The following is a 21,540-nucleotide window of genomic DNA, read 5'->3' as shown; positions in this document are numbered from 1 at the left end:
GGATGACGGGAACGGAGACGTACGAGACGGAGGAGACCGAGGCCGCCCGGACACCGGATACGGTGCGGCGGCGCCGGACGCGGACGCTGCTCGTGACCGCGGGCTTCACGGTGGTCACGGCGGTCGCCATAGGGGGCGCGCTCGGTCTGGGGGGCGGCGGGGACGAGACTCCCGGCGCCCCCGACCGGGCCGGCTCCACGGTCCGGGTCACCCGTGCCACCCTCGTCGAACGGACAAAGGTGGAGGGCGAGTTGGGGTACGGGGCGGAGATACCGCTGCCGGTCAAGGCGACCGGGACGGTGACCTGGCTGCCGGAGCCCGGCGCGCGGATCGAGCGGGGGGACGAGCTGCTGCGGGTGGACGACCGGCCGGTGGTGCTGCTGCACGGCACCCTGCCGATGTACCGCGAGCTCGGCCTCGGCACCGCTGAAGACGTCCGGCCCTCCGGGCCACCGACGCCGGGGGGCGCCGGTCGCCCGGGAGGGCCGGACTCGGGGACTGCGAAGGGTGACGCGCCCGGAGCCGGAGCGACGGCCGGAACCGGAGCGACCGCCGGAACCGGAACCGGAGCGACCGCCGGAACCGGGACCACCGGAGGGGCCGGAGCGACCGGCGGATCCCCGGCAGAGGCACCCGCGGCGCCGACGGCCTCCGTACCGATACGCGGCATGGACGTCCTGCAGTTCGAGTCGAACCTCTCCGCGCTCGGCTACCGCGGCTTCACGGTGGACGAGCGGTACACCTCCGGCACCGCCCAGGCGGTCAGGCGCTGGCAGAAGTCCCTGGGCCTCCCCCAGACCGGCCGGGTCGGCGTCGGTGACGTCGTCTACTCCTCCGGGACGGTACGGATCGGCCACGCGGGCGTCCGCCTCGGCGCCGCGGCAGGCGAGAACGCCCTGACGTACACCGGCACGTCCCGCAAGGTCGTCGTCGACGCCTCGGCCCTGGAGGCGGCCTGGGCCGTACGGGACACGGAGGTCACGGTGCACCTGCCCGACGGGCGGCCGGTGCGGGGGAAGGTGGCGTCCGTGGGGCAGCGGGCGACCGCGCCCGAGGGGGGCGGCGGGGACGGCGGCTCCGCTTCGGGTTCCGGTTCGGGCGGCGCCGCGACCGTACCGGTGACGGTCACCATCGCGGACCAGCGGGCCATCGGCCGGCTGGAGAGCGGCCCCGTCACGGTCGAATACGTCGGGCGTGAGCGCAAGGACGTCCTGACGGTCCCGGTCGCCGCCCTCGTCGCGCTCGCGGAGGGCGGCCACGGCCTGGAGACCGCGGACGGCCTCTTCGTCGCCGTGAAGACCGGGCTCTTCGCGGACGGCCGGGTCGAGGTGGGCGGTGCGGCGGTCCGCGAGGGCCTGAAGGTGAGGATTCCGCAGTGACGGCGGCGGTCGTGGAGTTCGAGGGCGTCTCGAAGACGTACCCGGGGGGCGTCGCGGCGGTACGGGACGTGAACCTGCGCGTCGAGCGGGGCGAACTGGCCGCGATCGTCGGCCCGTCGGGCTCGGGCAAGTCCAGCATGCTCAACCTGATGGGCAGCCTGGACCGGCCGTCCGCCGGCCGGGTCCTGGTCGACGGCCACGACGTGGCCGCCCTGACCGACCGTGAGGTCTCCGCGCTGCGGGCCACCCGGATCGGCTTCGTCTTCCAGCAGTTCCACCTGGCGGTCGGCGTACCCGTCCTCGACTCGGTCGCCGACGGTCTGCTCTATTCCGGCGCCCCGCTGCGCCTGCGCCGCGGCCGCGCGGCCGCGGCCCTGGACCGGGTCGGCCTCAGCCACCGCGTGCACCACCTGCCCCACCAGCTCTCGGGCGGCGAACGCCAGCGGGTGGCGGTGGCGCGCGCGGTCGTCGGAGAACCGGCGGTCCTGCTCGCGGACGAGCCGACCGGCAACCTGGACACCGCCTCGGGCGCGGCCGTCCTCACGCTCCTCCGCGAACTGCACGCCTCCGGCACGACGGTCGTGATCATCACCCATGACCGCGACATCGCCGGGGCGCTCCCCCGCCGCATCGAGATGCGCGACGGCCGCGTGATCGCGGACACGGCGACGGAGGCACTCCGATGAGACGACGGCCCCGTGGCGGCCCCGGGCACGGCAGGGCGACCCACCCCACCGGAGCGACCCACCCCACCGGAGCGGCCCTGCCCGCCGGACCATCCCTGCGTGCCGCACGGCTCCGGCCCGCCGATGTCGTACGCCTCGGCGGTACCGGACTGCGGACCCGGCCACTTCGCGTGTTCCTCTCCGCGCTCGGGATCGCGATCGGTGTCGCCGCCATGATCGCGGTGGTCGGGATCTCCGGCTCGGGCCAGGCCGAGGTGGACCGCCGGCTCGACGCGCTGGGGACCAACCTCCTCCGGGTCGCCCCCGGCAACACCCTCGAAGGCGGCAGGGCACGGCTGCCCGCCGAGTCCGTGGCCATGATCGGCCGCATCCCGCCCGTACGGCAGGTCGCCGCGACCGGCGCGACGAGCGCCCACGTCTACCGCAACGAGCGCATCGCCGTCGGCCGCACCGGCTCCCTCGACGTGCTCGCCGCCGGCCGCGACCTGCTCCCCGCCGTCGGCGGCCGGCTCCACCGGGGCCGGTGGCTGGACACGGCGACCGAGACCTACCCGGCCGTCGTCCTCGGCTCCACCGCCGCCCAGCGCCTCGACGTCTACACCCCCGGCACCCGCGTCTGGCTCGGCGGCCGCTGGTTCTCCCTGGTCGGCGTCCTCGATCCGGTCCCCCTCGCCCCCGAGCTGGACAACGCGGCGCTCGTCGGCTGGCCCGCGGCCCGTACGTACCTCCGTTTCGACGGCCGGCCGTCGACCGTCTACGTACGGACCGAGGACACCCAGGTCGCCGCCGTACGGTCCGTCCTGGCGGCGACCGCCTTCCCCGAGAAGCCCGGCGAGGTCCGGATCTCGCGCCCCTCCGACGCCCTCGCGGCACGCGAGGCCACCGAGTCGGCCCTGACCGGACTCCTCCTCGGACTCGGCGGCGTCGCCCTGCTCGTCGGGGGCGTCGGGGTCGGCAACACCATGGTCATCTCCGTCCTGGAGCGCCGGCCCGAGATCGGCCTGCGCCGCGCCCTGGGCGCCACCCGGGGCCAGATCCGCACCCAGTTCGTGACGGAGTCGCTGCTCCTCTCCGTGATCGGCGGCCTGGGGGGCACCGTCCTCGGCACACTGATCACCGCCGTGTACGCGACGTCCCGGGGCTGGCCCACGGTCGTGCCGGTGTGGGCGACCGCCGCCGGAATAGGGTCCACGCTCGTGATCGGGATGATCGCCGGTCTGTACCCGGCGGTCCGGGCGAGCCGGCTGTCCCCGACCGAGGCCCTGGCGAGTACCTGACGGGGTGCCTGACCGGCGACCGGAGGCATCTGACGGGCCGACAGAATGCGGCCAACGTGCGCCGCCGCCCGCCCGCCGGACCCTGGCCGCTTTCGCCCGTCGGGAATGCGAGCCTCCGTCGGGACCGGAGCGGCCGCCCGCCCGCGGGGCCCGCAGACGGAACACGCGGAATATGCCCGACCGGAATTCCGGCCCACTCCCGAGAACAGCGCGACAACCGGCCGGAATCACCCGGGAAGACCACTCGAACCCCACCGCAGAAAAGCGGCCGAGCATCACGTCCGCCATTGAAGGACCCGTACGGTCCGGGCAATTCTTTCTCCGCACTCGAACGAACCGTCCCGCTCACCGAGTGGGAATTCCCAGGAGTTCAGGAGAGATTGATGCGTCTTCGGACGAAGCTCGCCGCGGTGGCCATCGGCGCCGTCGCGGCCACCGGTGGACTTGTCCTGCCCACCACCGCCGTCGCGGCACCCGGCGAGGCCGCCGCGTGCACCTCGCCCGGCTGGTCGAACAAGGACAACAGGGCGGGCGGCGTGAACACGAACGCCGTGAACATCCGCTCCGGCCCGACGACCGAATGCGTGTCCCACGGCCAGGCGCAGATGAGCCACAACCTCACCCTGCACTGTTTCGTGAGCGGCCAGGGCGGCACGTGGTCCCATGTACGGGACAACAGCACCGGCGTCTCGGGCTGGATCAAGGACAGCCTGCTCAACAACAACGGCGCCCCCAGCCTCTGCTGACCGCGCACGACGCGGCCCCCCGCCCACCCCGACGGGCGGGCGGGGGGCCATCCCGGCGCTCAGCCGTCCGCCGGCCGCTCCGGCGCCGGCAGCACGATCGTGAAGACCGTGCCGACGCCCACCTCGCTCGTGACCTCGATGGCCCCGTGGTGGTCCGCCACGATCTGCCGGGCGATCGACAGACCGAGCCCGCTGCCGCCGGTGGCCCGCCCTCGCGCCGCGTCCGCCCGCCAGAAGCGGTCGAAGAGGCGGGGCAGATCGTCCGCCGGGATCCCGCTGCCCGTGTCCCTGACCGCGATCCGCACCATCTCGTCCCGCTCGTCCAGCTCCAGCCGCACGCCACCCCCGGGAGCCGTATGCCGCACCGCGTTGCCGACCAGGTTGCTCAGCGCCTGCCGCAGCCGCCCGGGGTCGCCGTACAGCCGTACGGGACCCGGCGCGTCGGCCGTCAGCCGCACACCGGCGGCCGAGGCCAGGGCGCTGTGCGCGGTACGGCAGGTCTCCACGAGCTCGCGGGCGTCCAGCTCACCGCGGTGGTAGGTGAGGGCTCCCGCCTCCGCGAGCGCGAGGTCCTGGAGGTCGTCGACGATCCGCTGCTGGAGCAGCACCTCCTCGTGCAGCGAGTCGAGCAGCTCGGTGTCGGGCTCCAGGACCCCGTCGCGCAGCGCCTCCAGATAGCCGCGGAGGTTGGCCAGCGGGGTGCGCAGCTCGTGGGCGATGTCCCCGACCAGGCGGCGCTGTCGCTCCTCGCTCGCCTGCAGCGAGGCGGCCATGCGGTTGAAGGACCGGCCCAGCTCGGCGATCTCGTCCTTGCCCGCGCCGGGGACGCGCCGCCCGAGATCCCCCTCACCGAGGCCGCGGGAGGCGGCGGTGAGCGCCCGTACCGGCCGCAGAACCGTCCGGCTCAGGAGCAGCGTGCAGACGATCGCGGCGGCGACGACCCCGGCGGCCCCGGCCACGACCGGGCCGACGGCGGGCGTGGTGTCCCCGGCCTCGTCCAGGGCGCCGAGGCGGACGCTGAGCGGCTGGGGGGCGACACCATCCGTCCGCTCGTGGAAGACCCGCTGCATGCAGGCGCCGCGTGCGTCCCGGCGCACCACCTCGCAGGCGAGCACGGCGTCGAGGTCGCTGCCGCCGGCCTTGATGCGCTCCTGCCTGACGCAGGCGTCGCCCCGGCCGGTCTCCGGCCCCCGCGCCCCCGCGTCGTCGAAGACGGGGACCCCCAGGTGCCCGGTGCGGGTGGTGACGGTGTGTCCGGCGCGGGTCAGACAGGCGGCGTACGTGACGCCGTTCGCGTACTGGTCGATGGCGCTCGCGGTCACCTTGGCGACCGAGGGGAAGTGGTCCCAGGCCGGGAACGTCAGGGTGGGCCGGGGGTCGACGAGGAGGGGCGGCGCCGTGCCGCCGGGGCGCGGTTCGCGGCCGAGGACGGTGTCGGAGTCGGCGATCTGCCCCTGGTCGGCGGTACCGATCCGGATGCGCTGCCCGGTGTCGGCGGAGAGGGTACGGACGGTTCCGGCGACGCCGTCCCAGGTGCCGTGGGTCTGGCCGTAGCGGAGCAGCTCGCCGGTGATCCGGGCGGCGACCTGCCGGTCGGCGGCGGCCGACTCGTGGAGCTGGCTGGTGGCCTGCCGCAGGGTCAGCCAGGCCGTCGCGACGGTGGCGGCGACGGCGACGAGCAGCACGAGGGCGAGGACCCGCACCCGGAAACTCACGCCCGCCCCTCGCCCGCCCGCCCGCCGGAGCGGGACTCGCCGGGCGTCTCGCGCGTCTCGCCGTCCGCGAGCCGGTACCCGCGCCCGTACACGGTCTCCAGGTACCGGGGCCGGGTCGGCTCGGCCTCCACCTTGAGGCGCAGGTTGCGTACGTGCGCGTCGACGGTCCGCTCCAGCACGTCCCGGTCGAAACCGAAGACCCGCTCGATGATCTGGGCCCGGGTGAAGACCCGGCCCGGCTCGCGCGCCAGGGTCTCCAGGATGGCGAACTCCTTCGAGGTCAGCGCCACCGGCCGCCCCGCCACCCGTACTTCGAAGCGCGCGGTGTCCAGCTCCACCTCGCCCACCCGCAGCAGGGCGTCCCCGGCGGCCGCCGCCGCGCCCCGGCCGGAGCGGCGGAGCAGGGCGCGCACCCGGGCGGTGAGTTCGCGGGGGCTGTACGGCTTGGTGAGGTAGTCGTCGGCGCCGAGGTCGAGGCCGAGGAGCATGTCCTCCTCGGTGCTGCGGGCGGTCAGCAGCAGAATCGGTACGTCGGAGGCTTCGGCGCGCAGAATGCGGCAGATGTCGAGTCCGTCGACGTGCGGAAGCATCACATCGAGCACGATGAGATCCGGCCGGGTGGAGCGGGCCTTTTCCAGCGCCGTCCGTCCGTCGGGGACGACGGACACGGCGTGACCCTCACGTTCCAGATAGATCCGGATGAGCCGCGACTGTTTCGCGTCGTCCTCGGCGACCAGAATGCGAGCGCTCAACGATTCCCCCCGGCACGGCGCTTGCGGAATTCCTCAGCACCGTATTACAGATTCGACCGGGCGATGTCCGCCCGGCCGAAATCCACCGGCGGCACCTACAGTTCGTAGACCGCCGTGACGGGCGCGTGGTCGCTCCACCGTTCGGCGTGCGTGGCGGCCCGCTCGACGAACGCCTTCACGGTCTTCCCGGCCAGTCGCGGGGTGGCCACCTGATAGTCGATGCGCCAGCCGCTGTCGTTGTCGAAGGCGCGTCCGCGGTAGGACCACCAGGAGTACGGGCCCTCCTGGTCGGGGTGGAACTCGCGGACGACGTCGACGTACCCGGCCTCGTCGAAGACGCGGCCCAGCCACTCCCGCTCCTCGGGGAGGAAGCCGGCGTTCTTCCGGTTGGCCTTCCAGTTCCTGAGGTCGGCCTCGCGGTGGGCGATGTTCCAGTCGCCGCAGACGACGACCTCGCGGCCGTCGGCGGCGGCGCGCTCCTTGAGCTCCTTCAGATACGGCAGGAACTCGTCCATGAAGCGGATCTTCTCGTCCTGCCGCTCGGTGCCGACCTCGCCAGAGGGGAGGTAGAGGCTGGCGACGGTGACGCCGGGCAGGTCGGCCTCGATGTACCGACCGCTGCCGTCGAACTCGCTCGACCCGAAGCCGACGCGCACGGCGTCGGGCTCGCGCCGGGTGTAGAGGGAGACGCCGGCGCGCCCCTTGGCGGCGGCGGGTGCGTGGGCGGTGAACCAGCCCTCGGGCGCCCGCACCTCGGCCGGGAGCTGGACCTCCTCGGCGCGCACCTCCTGCAGGCAGACGGCGTCGGCGGACGTGCCGGCGAGCCACTCCACGAACCCCTTCTTGGCGGCGGCTCGGAGTCCATTGACATTGACGGTCGTGACAGTGAGCATCCGGGGAGAATACCGACACCGCAAGGTCCGCATACACATACAATGACCGACATGCTTATACGACCCGTACCGTACGACCACCCCGATGCGGCCAAGCTCGACGCCGCCGTCCAGCTGGAATACGCCGCCCGCTACGGCGAGGGCGACGACACACCGCTCGACCCCGGGATGTTCGTGCCGCCGCGTGGCCTCTACCTCCTGGCGTACGACGCCGATGACCGCCCCGTCGCGTCCGGCGGCTGGCGCACCCAGGACAGGAACGACATGGGGTACGCGGACGGCGACGCCGAGCTCAAGCGCATGTTCGTGGCGTCCGAGGCGCGCGGCCTGGGCCTCGCCCGTCGCATCCTGGCGGCCCTGGAGGAGGACGCGCGGGCGGCCGGGCGGACCCGGATGGTCCTGGAGACGGGCACGGCGCAGCCCGAGGCGATGGCGCTGTACGCCTCCAGCGGTTACGAGCTCTGCCCGAAGTTCGGCTACTACCGGGACTACGACAGCAGCCGTTGCTTCGCGAAGCCGCTGACCGAAAATCTCTGACGCGCCCCTGACATTCTCCGCACTGTCTGGCACGCTGCCCACGCTCGTCGATCCGCACCGTTCTCATCCCCCACCTGCCTCGGCAGAAGGAGACATGCGTGAGACGCCATCGCACAGTCGCAGCGGTCCTGTTGTCCGTCGGAGCCCTGCTGACCGGAGCACTGACCGCGACCACGGCGCAAGCCGCGGAGAAGCCCGCCTTCTGGACCGCTGAGCGGATGCGCTCGGCGGTCCCGCTGGACCTGGAGGTCACCCCGGGGGCCCTCAAGACCCTCAAGCGGGTCGCCGGCTCGGCCGCCCCCACCACGATCGCCCCCACGGCCTTCCCGCAGCCGGGCGGCCCCTGGACGAGCGGCGGCGCGGTCGTGAAGACCTCCGGCCGGGTCTTCTTCACCTTCCAGGGCCGTACGGCCTCCTGTTCCGGCAACGCCGTCACCAGCCAGAACCAGAGCACGGTGATCACGGCCGGCCACTGCGTGAAGTACCAGGGCGCGTGGCACACGAACTGGGTCTTCGTCCCGGCGTACGACAACGGCAACGCGCCGTACGGCCAGTGGGCGGCGACGAAGACGCTCACCACCCCGCAGTGGGAGGCGAGCGAGGACATCAACTACGACGTGGGCGCGGCGGTCGTGGCCCCGCTGAACGGCCGCACCCTCACCTCGGTCACCGGCGCTCAGGGCATCCAGTTCAACGGCGGCTACAACAAGCCGATGTACGCCTTCGGCTTCCCGGCGGCGTCCCCGTACGACGGCTCGAAGCTCGTCCACTGCGCGGGCAACTCCTCGAAGGACTGGCTGTTCTCCCAGGACCACAGCCTCGGCTGCAACATGACGGGCGGCTCCAGCGGCGGCCCGTGGTTCTCCGGCTTCAGCGAGGCCACGGGAACGGGCCTCCAGGTCTCGGTGAACAGCTTCGGCTACACGTTCCTGCCCAACCGCATGTTCGGCCCCTACTTCGGCAACGACGCGAAGGCCCTGTACGACCGGGCCCAGGCGTCCTGACACCCACGAAGCCCCGCCCGGCACCTCCCGCCCGGGCGGGGCCTTCGTACGCACGGGCGGGGTCGACCTGCGGTCGGGGAATCGCGCCCAGGGCGACGAGCGGTCAGCGGTACTCGCAGAGGTACGCGGTCTCGACCGCTACCTCGAGCTGGAACGTGCTGTCGCCCGGCACGTCGAACCGGCTGCCGGCGGAGAAGGTCTGCCAGTCGTCGGCGCCGGGGAGCCTGACGGTCAGGGCGCCGCTGATCACGTGCATGATCTCCGGGGCCGCGGTGCCGAACTCGTACGCGCCGGGCGCCATGACGCCGATGCTCGCCGGGCCTTCCTCCTGGGCGAAGGCGATCGACTTGACCGCGCCGTCGAAGTATTCGTTGACCTTGAACATGGGCGTCCTCGTGGTGCGTGTACGGAGATGGAGAGCGGCCTGCCCGTCGCGCGCTGGATCCAGGCGGGGCAAGGCTACCGGCAGCGACCGTCCCTCACGGAGCGGACCGGGTGGCGCGGACGGCGAGGTCGGCGAGGTCCAGGAGTTCTCTCTCGCGGTGAGGCCGGGCCACGAGTTGGAGGCCGACGGGCCGCCCCTCGCGGGTGTTTCCGGCCGGAACGCTGATGGCGGGATGCCCGCTGATGTTGAACGCCCAGGTCAGCGCCACGTTCATCCGGGCGCCCGGGCCGTCGTGGCCGTGCGGTGGATACGGCGTGGTGGGCGTGAGGATCACGGCGGCCCGTTCGAAGCAGCCGGCGAGCCGTGCGTCATTGACGGCGGTGATCGCCCCGATGCCTTCGGCGTCGGCAGTCCCCGCGCGGAGGGCCGTCCACGCCGGCGCCGGGTCGACGAGGTCCAGGTGTATGCCCTCGTCCAGGGTGACCAGCCCGCCCTCCGCGAGCCTGTCCGCGGCGCGGCGGGCGACGGCGACGACGGAGGGGTCGGTGTCCGCATGGCCCAGGGTGGCCGACCAGACCGCAACGGGCGGCGCCACCGAGCCGGAGACGGCCACCCGGGGCGCGCCGTCGACGACGGCGTCGAGGTAGGCGCGGGCGTCGGCGACGGTGCGGGCGAGGACCCCGGGCGAGTTCAGCCCCGCGCGGTCCCTGGCGGGCAGGAGGCCGTTGGTGGGTTTGAACCCGACGACGCCGCACCAGGCGGCGGGGATGCGCACCGATCCGGCCCCGTCGGACCCGCTCGCCAGGGGCACCATGCCCGCGGCGACCGCAGCCGCCGAACCGGCGGAGGAACCCCCGGGAGACCACGCCGGGTTGAACGGGTTGAGCGTGGGCCCCCGGTCGGTGTGTCCGTAGGTCTGCCAGCCTCGTCCGCCGCGCGGCATCGACGTGGCACCGACCGGCACGCATCCGGCGGCCGCCAGGCGCGTGTTCTGGTACGAGTCAGGCCCTTCCCCGGCCTTGACCCCGATCGGCACCCCCGCGAGCGGCAGCCGTACTCCCTCGGCGACCTGCGCATCCACCCAGGCAGCCTGGGCAAGGGCCCGCTCGCCCCACACCTCGGTGAACGCCCGCACGCCGGCATCACGCTCCCCGATACAGCCGAGCGCGGCACCGGCGACATCGACGGCCGTTCGCCGGCCGTTCCCCACCAGCCGAGCGATATCCAGCGCGGACAGCCTCGCGTACTCGGACGTGCTGATCACAGACGCTCCTCGAAACGACGAGATCCCGCCCGATCTTTCGATCGGACGGGATCTCGTCAACATTCCTGAGAGCTACTCAGGAACTGTCGTTTGTGGACCTGTGGGGATTTGAACCCCAGACCCCCTCGATGCGAACGAGGTGCGCTACCAGACTGCGCCACAGGCCCTTGCGACGTGTGAAACATTAGCATCCCGATCGGGGTGCAAGGAAATCCGTTCCCCCGCAGGTCAGCCGAGGGCTCCGGAGAGCCCCCGGCCGGGGTCATTCGTTGGCCGCGCGCGGGCGGTCGTCGTCCGCGTACTGGTCGAAGAGCGGCGTGCGGCCGTGGTCGCGGCGGGCGCCGCGGGGCGGGGCCGTGCGCTGGCGCGGCGCCGGGTCCGGGGCGGCGGGCGGTGCCGCCTCGGTGGCCGCCGTGGACGAGCGGGCCGAACTCCAGGTCTCCGGGTCCGTGATGTCGATGCCGCTCGTGGCGCGCGGGGCGACCGGGGCGGTGACGTACGTGGGGAGCGGGACCGGGACCGGTTCCCAGCTGTCGCCGCGGGCCGGGCCGCGCTCGCGCTGCTGGTCCACCCACTCCGCGTGGTCCGTCTGCTCGACGAGCGCGCGGCGGCCGGCCTCCTGGGGCGAGACCGTGGGGGCAGGCTCGGGTTCGGGTCGGGCCGGCTGCTCCTCTTCCGGCTCGGCGGGCGCCGCCGGGCGGCGCGGGCGGCTCTCGCGCAGCCGTGCCGCCGCGGCCTCGGCGCGCCGGCGGTCCATCACGTACACGAAGCGCCGGCGCTCCGTCGTCCGCAGATGCACGATGTACGCGCTCAGCAGCACCGCGGGGACGCCCGGCGCCCACAGGAACGCCAGGCCTCCGACGGCGGCGACGACCGCGCCGAGGGTGAAGGCGAGGAAGAGGACGACCGTCGTCCGGCGGCGCCGGGCGAGGACCTTCCCCCGGCGGGCGCGCTCCGCGGCCGCCTTCGAGGGGCGCCGCGCGGGAGCCGGCTCGCGCTTGCGGTCCGGTTCGGGGTCCGGTTCCGGAACCTCCAGGCGGGCTTCCGTCCTGGCCGCGGGCGCGGAGAAGGCCCGGACGTCGACCGAGCTGAGATGCTCGGTCTCCACGTCCGGGTCCACGTCGGGCTCCCGGTCCTTCAGCTCCTTGGCGTACCGGCGCTCCATTCCCGCCCGTCCGGACAGCAGCCGGATGGCGGTGCTGAAGCGTTCCGTCGGGCGGGCCTCGTTGAGCTCGTCCTGCCTGCGGAGCCACATCGGCACCAAGTAGGCGGCCCAGGCCCCGACGATGACTGCGTAGATGAGGCCGCTGCTGCTCACGCCTCACACCGTAGAGGGGTTCCGTTCCGGGCATCGGCCAATTGGCCCGGTGTGTCGCACGATCTGGCTGATATCACTGAACTTTTTTGTGATTGTTCAGATCGATTGGCGATCAACTGCTGATTGAATTCGAACATTTATTTCATTGGGCGGGATGGGCGGGACGTGCCTGGTGCCAGCGGTTCAGCAGTCCGTCGGGGACTTCCTCCGCCGTGAGGGCGAAGACGAGATGGTCCCGCCACGCCCCGTCGATGTGGAGGTAGCGCGGCCGCAGCCCCTCCTCCCGGAATCCCAATTTCTCCACGACCCGGCGCGAGGGGCCGTTCTCCGGCCGAATGCAGACCTCCATCCGGTGCATCCCGACCGTACGGAAGCAGTGGTCGACCACGAGCGCGACCGCCGTCGGCATCACACCCCGGCCCGCGACCGCGCTGTCCACCCAGTACCCGACGTGCCCCGAGCACATCGAGCCCCAGGTGATCCCCGCCACCGTCAGCTGACCCACCAGCTCCCCGCGGTACTCGATCACGAACGGGAGCATCCGGCCCGCGTTCGCCTCGGCCCGCAGATGGCGGACCATCTGGCGGTACGTCGGCCGCTGCGCGACCGGCCCGCCGGGCGCCGGGGGCGGAATCGTCGCCTCCCAGGGCCGCAGCCAGTCGCGGTTGCGCCGGTTCACCTCGCGCCAGACCCGCTGGTCGCGCATCTTTATGGGCCGCAGCACGACGTCGCCGTCGGCAAGGACCACGGGCCAGATCGGGATCATGACGGTCTCGGATGGTCGCCGCCGCGGATCTGATCGACCGCGTGCACGAGGAGCGGCTCCAGGACGGCGAGGCCGTCACGGACCCCGCCCGCGGAACCCGGCAGGTTCACGATCAGCGTCCCTCCCGCGACCCCGGCGAGCCCACGGGAGAGCGCCGCCGTGGGCACCTTCTCCCGGCCGTACGCGCGGATCGCCTCGGGGATGCCGGGGATCTCGTGGTCGAGGAGCTTGCGGGTGGCCTCCGGCGTGGCGTCGGTGGGCGAGATGCCCGTGCCGCCGGTGGTGAGGACGACGTCGTACCCGGCCGCGATCGCGGCCCGCAGCGCCGCCTCGACGGGTGCGCCGTCCGGCACGACCTGCGGGCCGTCGACCGCGAAGCCCATCCGGGACAGGCCCTCGGCGATCAGCGGACCGCCCTTGTCCTCGTACACCCCGGCCGCGGCCCGGTTGGAGGCGGTGACGACGAGGGCGGAGTAGGGGGAGGACAGAGCCCCGCCCGCATCGGCGCCCAGCGCGGCGGGCGCCTCTGCGGCTGCGCCGTCGCCCGCGGCGTGGTCCCCGTGCTCGTGCACCCCGGTCACCCGGCCGCCGCGCGTCACGACCCGGCCCCTTCCCGGTTCCAGTCGCCCGACTTGCCGCCCGTCTTCTCCTCCACCCGCACGTCGGAGATGACCGCGCCCTTGTCGACCGCCTTGATCATGTCGACCACCGTCAGAGCCGCGACCGAGACCGCCGTCAGGGCCTCCATCTCGACGCCCGTGCGGTCCGTCGTCTTCACGGTCGCCAGGATCTCCACCGCGTCGTCCGCGACCGTGAGGTCCAGCTTCACGCCCGAGACCGCCAGCGGGTGGCAGAGCGGGATCAGGTCCGGGGTTCTCTTGGCCCCCATGATCCCGGCGATCCGGGCGGTGGCGAGAGCGTCGCCCTTCGGTACGCCCTCGCCCCGCAGCAGCTCGATCACGCGCGGCGAGACCAGGACGCGGCCACTGGCGCGCGCGGTCCGCGCCGTGACGTCCTTCGCGGAGACGTCGACCATGCGGGCCGCCCCCGCCTCGTCGATGTGGGTGAGTCCTTGCTGCGTGCTCATGGCCGTGACACTCCCGGTCGCTGTGTGGGACGCCACGGTACCGCCACCAGGCCCTCTTCAGCCGAGGAGGACCACGTCCAGCTCGGCGCCGGGCGCCACCTCCATCGTCTCCTCCGGTACGACGAGCAGCGCGTCGGCGTGTGCCAGCGCCGCGATCAGGTGGGAGCCCGCGCCGCCCACGGGGGTGACGGTGCCGGACTCGGCATCGTACGTACCGCGCAGGAACTGCCGGCGGCCCGACGGGGAGCGCAGCGGCCTGTCGGCGGCGAGCTCGGCCCGGACCTTCGGCCGGTGGAGGTCGGCGAGGCCCATCAGGGCCCGGATCGCGGGCCGTACGAAGAGCTCGAAGGAGACGTACGAGGAGACCGGGTTGCCCGGCAGGGCGAGCAGCGGGGTGTGGTCGGGTCCGATCGTGCCGAAGCCCTGCGGCTTCCCCGGCTGCATGGCCAGCTTGCGGAAGTCGACCTGGCCCTCGAACTGGCCGTCCGTCGTCAGCGCCTCCTTCACCACGTCGTACGCGCCGACGCTCACCCCGCCCGTGGTGACGAGGAGGTCGGCGCGGATGAGCTGGTCCTCGATGGTGGCGCGGAGCGTGTCCGCCTCGTCGGTGACGGCGCCGACCCGGTAGGCGATGGCGCCGGCGTCGCGCGCGGCGGCCGCGAGCGCGAAGCTGTTGGAGTCGTAGATCTGCCCCTCGCCCAACTCCTCGCCGGGCTGGGCCAGTTCGCTGCCGGTGGAGATCACGACGACCCGCGGTCGGGGGCGGACGCGGACGGTGGCCCGGCCGATCGCGGCGAGCAGTCCGATCTGCGGCGGCCCGAGGACCGTGCCCGCCTCCAGGGCCAGGTCGCCGGCCTGGACGTCGCTGCCCCGGGCGCGGACGTGCGCGCGGGCCTCGGCGGCCCGGTGGACGCGGACCTCGCCGCCCGCGCCCTCGGGGTCGGCGCTGGCGGCGCGCATCCCGCTCGCCGCGCCCCCGCCCGTCCCGCCGTCGGTCCATTCGACCGGGACGACGGCCTCGGCGCCGGGCGGCAGCGGGGCGCCGGTCATGATCCGGGCGGCCTGGCCGGGGCCGACGACCGGCAGGCCGCCGGCACCCGCGGCCACGTCGCCGATCACGGTCAGGACCGCGGGGAACTCCTCGGTGGCACCGGCGACATCGGCGACGCGGACCGCGTAGCCGTCCATGGAGCTGTTGTCGAACGGGGGCAGCGCGACCGGCACCGTGACGTCCTCGACCAGGACGCAGCCCTGGGCGTCGGGCAGTTGCAGCTCGATGGGTTCGAGCGGGGTGATCGCCCCGAGGACGTCGTCCAGGTGCTCGTCCACCGACCACAGGCCACGCGAGGGACCCGCGCAGGGGTCGCCGGACCCGCCGCCGGCCGGATCGCCGGACCCGCCGTCGGCCGGATCGCCTGACACCGGTGCCGTGCCCGTGCTGCTGCTCAAGGTGCTACATCTCCTCGCTGACGTAACTGCGGAGCCAGGACCGGAAGTCCGGGCCCAGGTCTTCACGTTCGCACGCCAGTCTGACAATGGCACGCAGATAGTCCCCGCGGTCGCCGGTGTCATAGCGCCGGCCCTTGAAGACCACGCCGTGGACCGGACCCCCGATCTTCCCCTCGCCGCTCGGCGCCGACTGGTACGTCTTGGCCAGCTTCTGGAGGGCGTCGGTCAGCTGGATCTCACCGCCGCGCCCCGGCTCGGTCTCACGCAGTATGGCGAAGATGGCCGGATCCAGTACATAGCGGCCGATGATCGCGTAGTTGCTGGGCGCCTCGTGCGCGTCCGGCTTCTCGACGAGGTCCGTCACCTTCACGACGTCGGAGTCGTCCGTCGCCTCCACCGCCGCGCAGCCGTAGAGATGGATCTGCTCGGGCTCGACCTCCATGAGCGCGATGACGCTGCCGCCCTCACGCTCCTGGACGTCCACCATCCGGGCGAGCAGCGGGTCGCGCGGGTCGATCAGGTCGTCGCCGAGCAGCACGGCGAAGGGCTGGTCACCGACGTGCGGGGCGGCGCAGAGCACGGCGTGCCCGAGGCCGCGGGGGGCGCCCTGACGCACGTAGTGCATGGTGGCGAGGTCGCTGGACTCCTGCACCTTGGAGAGGCGGTCCTCGTCTCCCTTGCGGGCGAGCGCCTCCTCCAGCTCATAGTTCCGGTCGAAGTGGTCCTCCAGGGGACGCTTGTTCCGACCGGTGATCATGAGGACGTCGGAGAGTCCGGCCGCTACGGCCTCCTCGACGACGTACTGGATCGCGGGCTTGTCGACGACCGGCAGCATTTCCTTCGGGGTGGCCTTGGTGGCCGGGAGGAAGCGAGTGCCGAGACCGGCGGCCGGGATGACAGCCTTGGTGATCCTGGAAGGCGACTGAGTCATGCGGAGCACCATAGCCGCTCGGAATGAGAGGAAGATGGGGCTCCGATTAACTTCCTGTGCATAAAGACTGGTACGAGAGGGTTGGTACGCCCCCATGATGTCCCGATGACCGACGACATGTCCGACAAGGCAGCACTGCGCAGCCAACTCCTCGCCGCTCGCGCCCGGCTGACCAGCCATGATGTCGAAGCCGCGGGCGAGCTGCTCGCGCGGGGTGCGCGGGAGCTGGCCGAACTGGCGGAGGCCTCGACCGTCGCCGCGTACGTGTCGGTGGGCCGCGAGCCCGGCACGCGCGCGTTGCTGGACACCCTGCGCGCGGGCGGCACCCGCGTCCTGCTCCCCGTCCTGCTGCCCGACAACGATCTCGACTGGGCCGCCTACGAGGGCGCGGAGCACCTGGCGAAGGCCGGCCGGGGCCTCCTGGAGCCGACCGGCCGGCGGCTCGGTCCCGAGGCCGTGTGCGCGGCTGACGCGGTCCTGCTGCCGGGCCTCGCGGTCGACGGCCGCGGGATGCGGCTCGGGCGCGGCGGCGGCTCGTACGACCGGGTCCTCGCGCGGCTCGCGCGGGCCGGCGCGGACCCCGCCCTCGTGGTGCTCCTGTACGCGAACGAGGTGGTCGCGCGGGTCCCGGAGGAACCGCACGACCACCCCGTGCACGCGGTGGTGACCCCGGAGGGGGTCAGGCGCTTCGAGCGCCCTCAGGAGCCTTCTACGGCTTGAGGGTCAACGTCTCCTTCGTCGAGGCGTCGACCGCCGCCTTGCCGAAGGACCAGTCGAGCAGCTCGCCCTTGACCCACTTGTCGGTCTGGTCGGTGTAGTGGTCGTGGTACGCGTGACCCGAGGCGCCGGACAGGTTGATCCAGCGGGACCTGTCCCAGTCGCCGACGTTGACGACCATCCGCATCGACGGCACCCAGACGACCTCGTAGCCGCCGGCCGCGTTCCAGCCGGTCGCGTTGACCGCGGCCTCGCCGCCGCCCAGGTTCCACGGACCGCGGTTGAGCATGGACTGGACGAATCCGGGTCCGGCGGTGCCGAGCGTCTGGTTCTGCAGGGTCAGCTGGTGCAGCCGGCCCCAGCTCCAGGTGGAGACGTCCTTGCCGAGCTCGGCGGTCAGCTCCCAGCGGGCGTCCTCCATGGCGCGGGCGAGGAGCTGGTCACGGTTCTCGGTGGCCTGGTCGGTCCGGTTGGCCTCGGTCTTCCACCACGCGCTGTCCTCCTGCTTCAGCAGCGGGCGGACCACCTCGTACCAGCGGTCGCCGCCGTCCGGCTGCGCCGTGTCACCGTCGCGCTCGCCGCACTCCCGTACGCGCTTGTTCTGCTCGTCGACCGGGAGGCCGGTGGAGTCGGCCGGGCGGACGCTGATGCAGTCGCCCTCGGCCCGCAGCTCCTTGGGCAGCTTGTCGCCGAAGGCGAGCTTGAGGACGTTGCGCCAGACCGCGTTGAAGTACGCGGCGGCGGCCGAGTCGGGCTCCTGGGTGTAGTCCCAGCCCTCCAGGAGCTTCTGCGCCTCGCGGACGTACGGGTCCGAGATGTCGATCTTCAGCAGGAGCGGGTTGAGCAGGGTCGCGATCTCGCTGCGGTTGTCCATCTGCATGGTCCGCATGTCGTCGGGCGAGATCTTCCCGCCGTCCTTGAGCTTCGACTCGATGAGGTCGTTTATCCGCTGGCTCCGCGAGCCGTAGCCCCAGTCCTCCGTCAGGAGGTAGGGGTACTTGTCGGCGTCGACGACGGCCTGGTTGGCGGTGACGATGTAGCCGCGGTCGGGGTTCTGCTCGTACGGCAGCTCGTCGTACGGGATGTAGCCCTTCCACCGGTACGAGGAGTCCCAGCCGGGCGCCGGGACGGTGCCGTCGCCCTTGGCGCGCCGCGGGATCTTGCCCGGCGCCTGGTAGCCGATGTTCTCCGCGTCCGCGTAGATCAGGTTCTGCGAGGGGACGGTGAAGTCCTCGGCCGCGGCACGGAACTCCTTGAAGTTCTTCGCGCGGTTGAGCCGGAAGACGGCGTCCATGGACTTGCCGGGCTGCAGAGCGGTCCACTGGAGGGAGACGCCGTAGCCGGTGCCCCGGTCGGGGGCGACGTTTCCGACGGGGGCCCTCTGGCCGACCTTCTCCAGCTCGGAGGAGCGGTCGGAGACCAGCGGGCCGTGCTCGGTCGAGCGGACCGTGATCTTCCGGCTGCCGCCGCCCGCGACCTTGATGGTCTCCTCGCGGGTCGTGAACGGCTTGGTCCTGCCGTCCACGACGTAGCCGTCGTCCCCGACCTTCTCCAGGTACAGGTCGGTCACGTCGGCGCCCAGGTTGGTGAAGCCCCAGGCGATGTTGTCGTTGTGGCCGATGATCACGCCCGGCATGCCGGAGAACGTGTAGCCGGCGACGTCGTAGCGGCAGGTCGCCGAGACGGAGCGGCAGTGCAGGCCCATCTGGTACCAGAGGGACGGCAGCATCGGGGCGAGGTGCGGGTCGTTCGCGAGGAGCGGCTTGCCGGAGGTCGTGTAGCGGCCGGAGACGACCCACGAGTTCGATCCGATGCCGTTGCCGTTGGGGCCGAGCAGCGCGGGGATGTCGTCGAGGGAGTCGGAGAGCGCGCCCAGCTGGGACTGCATGCCCTCCAGGGCGCCGCCCGGCGTGGCCCCGGTGCCGTCGTCGTTCTTCTTCGCCTCGCCCTTCGGGTCGAACGCGTCGGTCGCCTTGTCGACCGCGCCGTTCTGCACGATCGGCTGGTGCAGCTCGTACGGGTACCCCGGGTAGAGGTCCTGGATCTGCCGCGCGCTGAGCCGGCTCGTCAGCAGGGAACGGTCGATCTCGTCCTGCATGTTGCCGCGCAGGTCCCAGGCCATGGCCTTGAGCCAGGCCACCGAGTCGACGGGGGTCCAGGGCTCGATCGCGTAGTCGTTGGAGAAGGCGAGCGCCGCGTACTCGACGGAGACGTCGGCGGAGTCCTTGCCCTTGAGGTAGGCGTTGACGCCTTCGGCGTAGGCCTGGAGGTTCTTCTTCGTCTCCGCCGACAGGACCTTGTCGTACTCGTCCTGCGCGACCTGACGCCAGCCCAGGGTGCGCAGGAACGCGTCGGTGTCGACCTGGCTCTTGCCGAACATCTCCGAGAGGCGGCCGGCCGTCATGTGACGGCGCACGTCCATCTCGTAGAAGCGGTCCTGCGCCTGGACGAAGCCCTGCGCCCGGAAGAGGTCGGCCTCGGTGTCGGCGTAGATCTGCGGCACCCCGTAGGCGTCACGCTTGACCTCGACCTCGCCGGAGAGGCCGTCGAGCCGGAGTTCGCCCGTCGTCTGCGGGAAGGAGGCGCGGACGGTGCTGACGCCCCAGTACCCGCCGAAGCCGACGCCCGCGACCAGTGCGAGGGCCAGGACGAGGACGATCAGGCGGGCGCGCCGCCCCTTCTTCTTGGCGGGAGGCGCGGTCGTGTTGGAGGGCATCGCTGTCCTTCGAGGGGCAGGGTGGTCCTGGAGTACGGGAGCAACCTTAGGCGCAGCGTCCGGACGGCCCGGACGCGGTGTCACCAAGAAGGCCACCCAAGATCGCACTGACGATCGAGGACAAGCGGGAAGCGCGTCAAGAACGCGTTAAAGATTAGGTAAGGTAACGAAGTACCGGCTGCTGGAGGAACGATCCGGCCGCACGCGAGGGGAAGGATCGGCCACTGACTGTCCACGAGCTCAATGAACTCCTGCTCATCTGCTCGCTCGTGCTGCTCATCGCTGTCGCGGCGGTGCGGATCTCGTCCCGGAGCGGGCTCCCCAGCCTGCTGCTGTATCTCGGGATCGGGGTCGCGATCGGGCAGGACGGGATCGGCAACGTCGCCTTCGACAACGCCGAGCTGACCCAGGTGATCGGCTATGCCGCACTTGTGGTGATCCTGGCCGAGGGTGGCCTGGGCACCAAGTGGAAGGAGATCAAACCCGCGTTGCCCGCGGCGGTCGTGCTGTCGACCGTCGGCGTCGCGGTGAGCGTGGGCGTCACGGCCGCGGCCGCCCACTACCTGGTCGGCCTGGACTGGCGCCAGGCGCTGATCATCGGCGCGGTCGTCTCCTCGACCGACGCCGCCGCCGTCTTCTCCGTCCTGCGCAAGGTGCCGCTGCCCTCGCGCGTGACCGGTGTCCTGGAGGCCGAGTCCGGCTTCAACGACGCCCCGGTCGTCATCCTCGTCGTCGCCTTCTCCACGGTCGGGCCGATCGACAGCTGGTACGTCCTGGTCGGCACGATCGCCATGGAGCTGGCCATCGGCGCCGCCGTCGGCCTCGGCGTCGGCTTCCTCGGCGCCTTCGGGCTGCGGCACATCGCCCTGCCCGCCTCCGGTCTCTACCCGATCGCCGTCATGGCCATCGCCGTCACGGCGTACGCGGCGGGCGCCCTGGCCCACGGCTCCGGGTTCCTCGCCGTCTACCTGGCCGCGATGGTCCTCGGCAACGCGAAGCTGCCGCACGCCCCCGCCAACCGCGGCTTCGCCGAGGGGCTCGGCTGGATCGCCCAGATCGGCATGTTCGTCCTGCTCGGCCTGCTGGTCACCCCGACCAAGCTGGGCGACGACTTCTGGCCCGCCGTCGTCATCGGCCTGGTCCTGACGGTGGTGGCGCGGCCCATGGAGGTCTGGGTCAGCCTGCTGCCGTTCCGCATCCCCTGGCAGGAGAAGGCCCTGATGTCCTGGGCCGGCCTGCGCGGAGCCGTCCCCATCATTCTCGCCACGATCCCGATGGTGTCCGGGATCGAGGGCAGCGAGCGGGTCTTCAACATCGTCTTCGTGCTCGTGGTCGTCTACACCCTCGTCCAGGGTCCGACGCTGCCCTGGCTGGCGAAGGCGCTGCGACTGGGCGGCTCCGACGAGGCCGCCGACCTGGGCGTCGAGTCGGCGCCGCTGGAGCGGCTGCGCGGACATCTGCTCTCCATCGCCATCCCGGCGGGCTCGAAGATGCACGGCGTGGAGGTCGCGGAGCTGCGCCTCCCGGCCGGGGCCGCCGTCACCCTCGTCGTACGCGACGAGAAGAGCTTCGTGCCGGGCCCGGCGACCGTGCTGCGGCACAGGGACGAGCTCCTCGTCGTCGCGACCGACCCGGTGCGGGACGCCACCGAGCGGCGGCTGCGGGCCGTCGGACAGGGCGGAAAACTGGCCGGCTGGCTGGGCACGGCGGGCTCGACGGCCGTCTCCGAGCGGGGCCGTCGGCAGCGCGCGCTGCCCCACATTCCGTTCGGAAAGCGAACGTCCGGTTAATCACAGGCGCAGTTTCGAATGGAAGGGCGTTTTCCCAGGCGGGAGGACGCCCTTCCCTGTACCATGAAGGCACACTTGATCGAACCAACTCTGCCTGACGCAGAGCTGGCGCGACCGTATGGCGGCCG

At 72.4% G+C, this 21,540-nt stretch carries 20 protein-coding genes and 1 tRNA gene; 8 read left to right on the top strand and 13 right to left on the bottom strand.

Annotated elements, in window-relative coordinates:
- Positions 1–2: 2 nt before the first annotated feature.
- From ACF1G2_RS28005 to ACF1G2_RS27990, 4 genes are all read left to right on the top strand, one after another.
- Complete coding sequence (locus ACF1G2_RS28005) at positions 3–1,379, top strand: peptidoglycan-binding protein (protein ID WP_391800950.1); 1,377 nt, start codon at positions 3–5, stop codon at positions 1,377–1,379.
- A complete protein-coding gene (locus tag ACF1G2_RS28000; protein WP_391800949.1) occupies positions 1,376–2,065 on the top strand; it encodes an ABC transporter ATP-binding protein in 690 nt (229 codons plus the stop codon). The genes ACF1G2_RS28005 and ACF1G2_RS28000 overlap by 4 nt, the downstream gene beginning before the upstream one ends.
- Positions 2,062–3,342: an ABC transporter permease gene (locus tag ACF1G2_RS27995; RefSeq protein WP_391800948.1), complete on the top strand. Its 1,281-nt coding sequence runs from the start codon at positions 2,062–2,064 to the stop codon at positions 3,340–3,342. Before ACF1G2_RS28000 ends, ACF1G2_RS27995 begins: the two co-directional genes overlap by 4 nt.
- 383 nt (positions 3,343–3,725) lie before the next feature.
- Positions 3,726–4,088: a hypothetical protein gene (locus ACF1G2_RS27990; protein ID WP_391800947.1), complete on the top strand. Its 363-nt coding sequence runs from the start codon at positions 3,726–3,728 to the stop codon at positions 4,086–4,088.
- Positions 4,089–4,147: 59 nt separating this feature from the next.
- On the opposite strand, the gene ACF1G2_RS27985 is transcribed toward ACF1G2_RS27990, so the two are convergent.
- The 3 genes from ACF1G2_RS27985 to ACF1G2_RS27975 all read right to left on the bottom strand — a co-directional run bounded on the left by ACF1G2_RS27985 (position 4,148) and on the right by ACF1G2_RS27975 (position 7,448).
- Positions 4,148–5,803 (bottom strand): sensor histidine kinase, encoded by a 1,656-nt coding sequence (locus ACF1G2_RS27985; RefSeq protein ID WP_391800946.1) that lies wholly within the window; start codon positions 5,801–5,803, stop codon positions 4,148–4,150.
- A complete protein-coding gene (locus ACF1G2_RS27980; RefSeq protein WP_391800945.1) occupies positions 5,800–6,555 on the bottom strand; it encodes a response regulator transcription factor in 756 nt (251 codons plus the stop codon). Before ACF1G2_RS27980 ends, ACF1G2_RS27985 begins: the two co-directional genes overlap by 4 nt.
- A 95-nt stretch (positions 6,556–6,650) precedes the next feature.
- Positions 6,651–7,448: an exodeoxyribonuclease III gene (locus ACF1G2_RS27975; protein WP_391800944.1), complete on the bottom strand. Its 798-nt coding sequence runs from the start codon at positions 7,446–7,448 to the stop codon at positions 6,651–6,653.
- A gap of 42 nt (positions 7,449–7,490) precedes the next feature.
- Here ACF1G2_RS27975 and ACF1G2_RS27970 point away from each other — a divergent pair, with 42 nt between their 5' ends.
- Together ACF1G2_RS27970 and ACF1G2_RS27965 are read left to right on the top strand one after the other, a co-directional pair.
- Positions 7,491–7,985 (top strand): GNAT family N-acetyltransferase, encoded by a 495-nt coding sequence (locus tag ACF1G2_RS27970; protein ID WP_391800943.1) that lies wholly within the window; start codon positions 7,491–7,493, stop codon positions 7,983–7,985.
- A gap of 98 nt (positions 7,986–8,083) precedes the next feature.
- The gene (locus ACF1G2_RS27965) at positions 8,084–8,989 is read left to right on the top strand and encodes a trypsin-like serine peptidase (RefSeq protein ID WP_391800942.1); all 906 of its coding nucleotides are present in this window, start codon (positions 8,084–8,086) and stop codon (positions 8,987–8,989) included.
- Between the two features lie 103 nt (positions 8,990–9,092).
- On the opposite strand, the gene ACF1G2_RS27960 is transcribed toward ACF1G2_RS27965, so the two are convergent.
- The 9 genes from ACF1G2_RS27960 to galU all read right to left on the bottom strand — a co-directional run bounded on the left by ACF1G2_RS27960 (position 9,093) and on the right by galU (position 16,189).
- Positions 9,093–9,374 (bottom strand): pyrimidine/purine nucleoside phosphorylase, encoded by a 282-nt coding sequence (locus ACF1G2_RS27960; RefSeq protein WP_391800941.1) that lies wholly within the window; start codon positions 9,372–9,374, stop codon positions 9,093–9,095.
- Between the two features lie 94 nt (positions 9,375–9,468).
- Positions 9,469–10,638, bottom strand: coding sequence for an amidase (locus ACF1G2_RS27955; protein ID WP_391800940.1), 1,170 nt, complete (start codon positions 10,636–10,638; stop codon positions 9,469–9,471).
- Positions 10,639–10,731: 93 nt separating this feature from the next.
- A tRNA-Ala gene (locus tag ACF1G2_RS27950) sits at positions 10,732–10,805 on the bottom strand.
- A 95-nt stretch (positions 10,806–10,900) separates the two neighbouring features.
- Positions 10,901–11,956 carry a gephyrin-like molybdotransferase receptor GlpR gene (gene glpR / locus ACF1G2_RS27945; protein WP_391800939.1) on the bottom strand — a complete coding sequence of 352 codons (1,056 nt, stop codon included), beginning with the start codon at positions 11,954–11,956 and terminating at the stop codon, positions 10,901–10,903.
- Positions 11,957–12,098: 142 nt separating this feature from the next.
- Positions 12,099–12,722: a GNAT family N-acetyltransferase gene (locus tag ACF1G2_RS27940; RefSeq protein WP_391800938.1), complete on the bottom strand. Its 624-nt coding sequence runs from the start codon at positions 12,720–12,722 to the stop codon at positions 12,099–12,101.
- Positions 12,719–13,234: a molybdenum cofactor biosynthesis protein B gene (locus tag ACF1G2_RS27935; RefSeq protein ID WP_391801079.1), complete on the bottom strand. Its 516-nt coding sequence runs from the start codon at positions 13,232–13,234 to the stop codon at positions 12,719–12,721. The genes ACF1G2_RS27940 and ACF1G2_RS27935 overlap by 4 nt, the downstream gene beginning before the upstream one ends.
- An 83-nt stretch (positions 13,235–13,317) precedes the next feature.
- Positions 13,318–13,809, bottom strand: a complete 492-nt coding sequence (moaC, locus tag ACF1G2_RS27930; protein WP_352187188.1) for a cyclic pyranopterin monophosphate synthase MoaC — start codon at positions 13,807–13,809, stop codon at positions 13,318–13,320.
- 57 nt (positions 13,810–13,866) lie between these two features.
- Positions 13,867–15,258 (bottom strand): gephyrin-like molybdotransferase Glp, encoded by a 1,392-nt coding sequence (glp, locus tag ACF1G2_RS27925; protein ID WP_391800937.1) that lies wholly within the window; start codon positions 15,256–15,258, stop codon positions 13,867–13,869.
- A gap of 4 nt (positions 15,259–15,262) precedes the next feature.
- Positions 15,263–16,189 (bottom strand): UTP--glucose-1-phosphate uridylyltransferase GalU, encoded by a 927-nt coding sequence (galU, locus tag ACF1G2_RS27920; RefSeq protein WP_391800936.1) that lies wholly within the window; start codon positions 16,187–16,189, stop codon positions 15,263–15,265.
- A gap of 105 nt (positions 16,190–16,294) precedes the next feature.
- Here galU and ACF1G2_RS27915 point away from each other — a divergent pair, with 105 nt between their 5' ends.
- Positions 16,295–16,909, top strand: coding sequence for a 5-formyltetrahydrofolate cyclo-ligase (locus ACF1G2_RS27915; RefSeq protein ID WP_391800935.1), 615 nt, complete (start codon positions 16,295–16,297; stop codon positions 16,907–16,909).
- On the opposite strand, the gene ACF1G2_RS27910 is transcribed toward ACF1G2_RS27915, so the two are convergent.
- Positions 16,899–19,622 carry a penicillin acylase family protein gene (locus tag ACF1G2_RS27910; RefSeq protein WP_391800934.1) on the bottom strand — a complete coding sequence of 908 codons (2,724 nt, stop codon included), beginning with the start codon at positions 19,620–19,622 and terminating at the stop codon, positions 16,899–16,901. The two genes, ACF1G2_RS27915 and ACF1G2_RS27910, sit on opposite strands and share 11 nt — an antisense overlap.
- A gap of 269 nt (positions 19,623–19,891) precedes the next feature.
- Here ACF1G2_RS27910 and ACF1G2_RS27905 point away from each other — a divergent pair, with 269 nt between their 5' ends.
- Entirely contained in the window at positions 19,892–21,412 is a 1,521-nt protein-coding gene (locus ACF1G2_RS27905; protein ID WP_391800933.1) for a potassium/proton antiporter, read from the top strand.
- The last annotated feature ends 128 nt before the right edge of the window (positions 21,413–21,540 follow it).

Source organism: Streptomyces sp. NPDC013457, assembly GCF_043089925.1.
In the GTDB taxonomy this organism is placed as follows: domain Bacteria; phylum Actinomycetota; class Actinomycetes; order Streptomycetales; family Streptomycetaceae; genus Streptomyces.
Note: the sequence above shows the minus strand (reverse complement) of the source record. Positions and strands in the feature narration are given on the sequence as shown.

Coding starts and splice junctions, on each gene's coding strand:
- ACF1G2_RS27995 (WP_391800948.1), top strand. CDS start 2,062: ATGAGACGACGGCCCCGTGGCGGCCCCGGGCACGGCAGGGCGACCCAC.
- ACF1G2_RS27910 (WP_391800934.1), bottom strand. CDS start 19,622: ATGCCCTCCAACACGACCGCGCCTCCCGCCAAGAAGAAGGGGCGGCGC.
- ACF1G2_RS27940 (WP_391800938.1), bottom strand. CDS start 12,722: ATGATCCCGATCTGGCCCGTGGTCCTTGCCGACGGCGACGTCGTGCTG.
- ACF1G2_RS27915 (WP_391800935.1), top strand. CDS start 16,295: ATGACCGACGACATGTCCGACAAGGCAGCACTGCGCAGCCAACTCCTC.
- ACF1G2_RS27990 (WP_391800947.1), top strand. CDS start 3,726: ATGCGTCTTCGGACGAAGCTCGCCGCGGTGGCCATCGGCGCCGTCGCG.
- ACF1G2_RS27970 (WP_391800943.1), top strand. CDS start 7,491: ATGACCGACATGCTTATACGACCCGTACCGTACGACCACCCCGATGCG.
- ACF1G2_RS27975 (WP_391800944.1), bottom strand. CDS start 7,448: ATGCTCACTGTCACGACCGTCAATGTCAATGGACTCCGAGCCGCCGCC.
- ACF1G2_RS28005 (WP_391800950.1), top strand. CDS start 3: ATGACGGGAACGGAGACGTACGAGACGGAGGAGACCGAGGCCGCCCGG.
- moaC (WP_352187188.1), bottom strand. CDS start 13,809: ATGAGCACGCAGCAAGGACTCACCCACATCGACGAGGCGGGGGCGGCC.
- ACF1G2_RS27960 (WP_391800941.1), bottom strand. CDS start 9,374: ATGTTCAAGGTCAACGAATACTTCGACGGCGCGGTCAAGTCGATCGCC.
- galU (WP_391800936.1), bottom strand. CDS start 16,189: ATGACTCAGTCGCCTTCCAGGATCACCAAGGCTGTCATCCCGGCCGCC.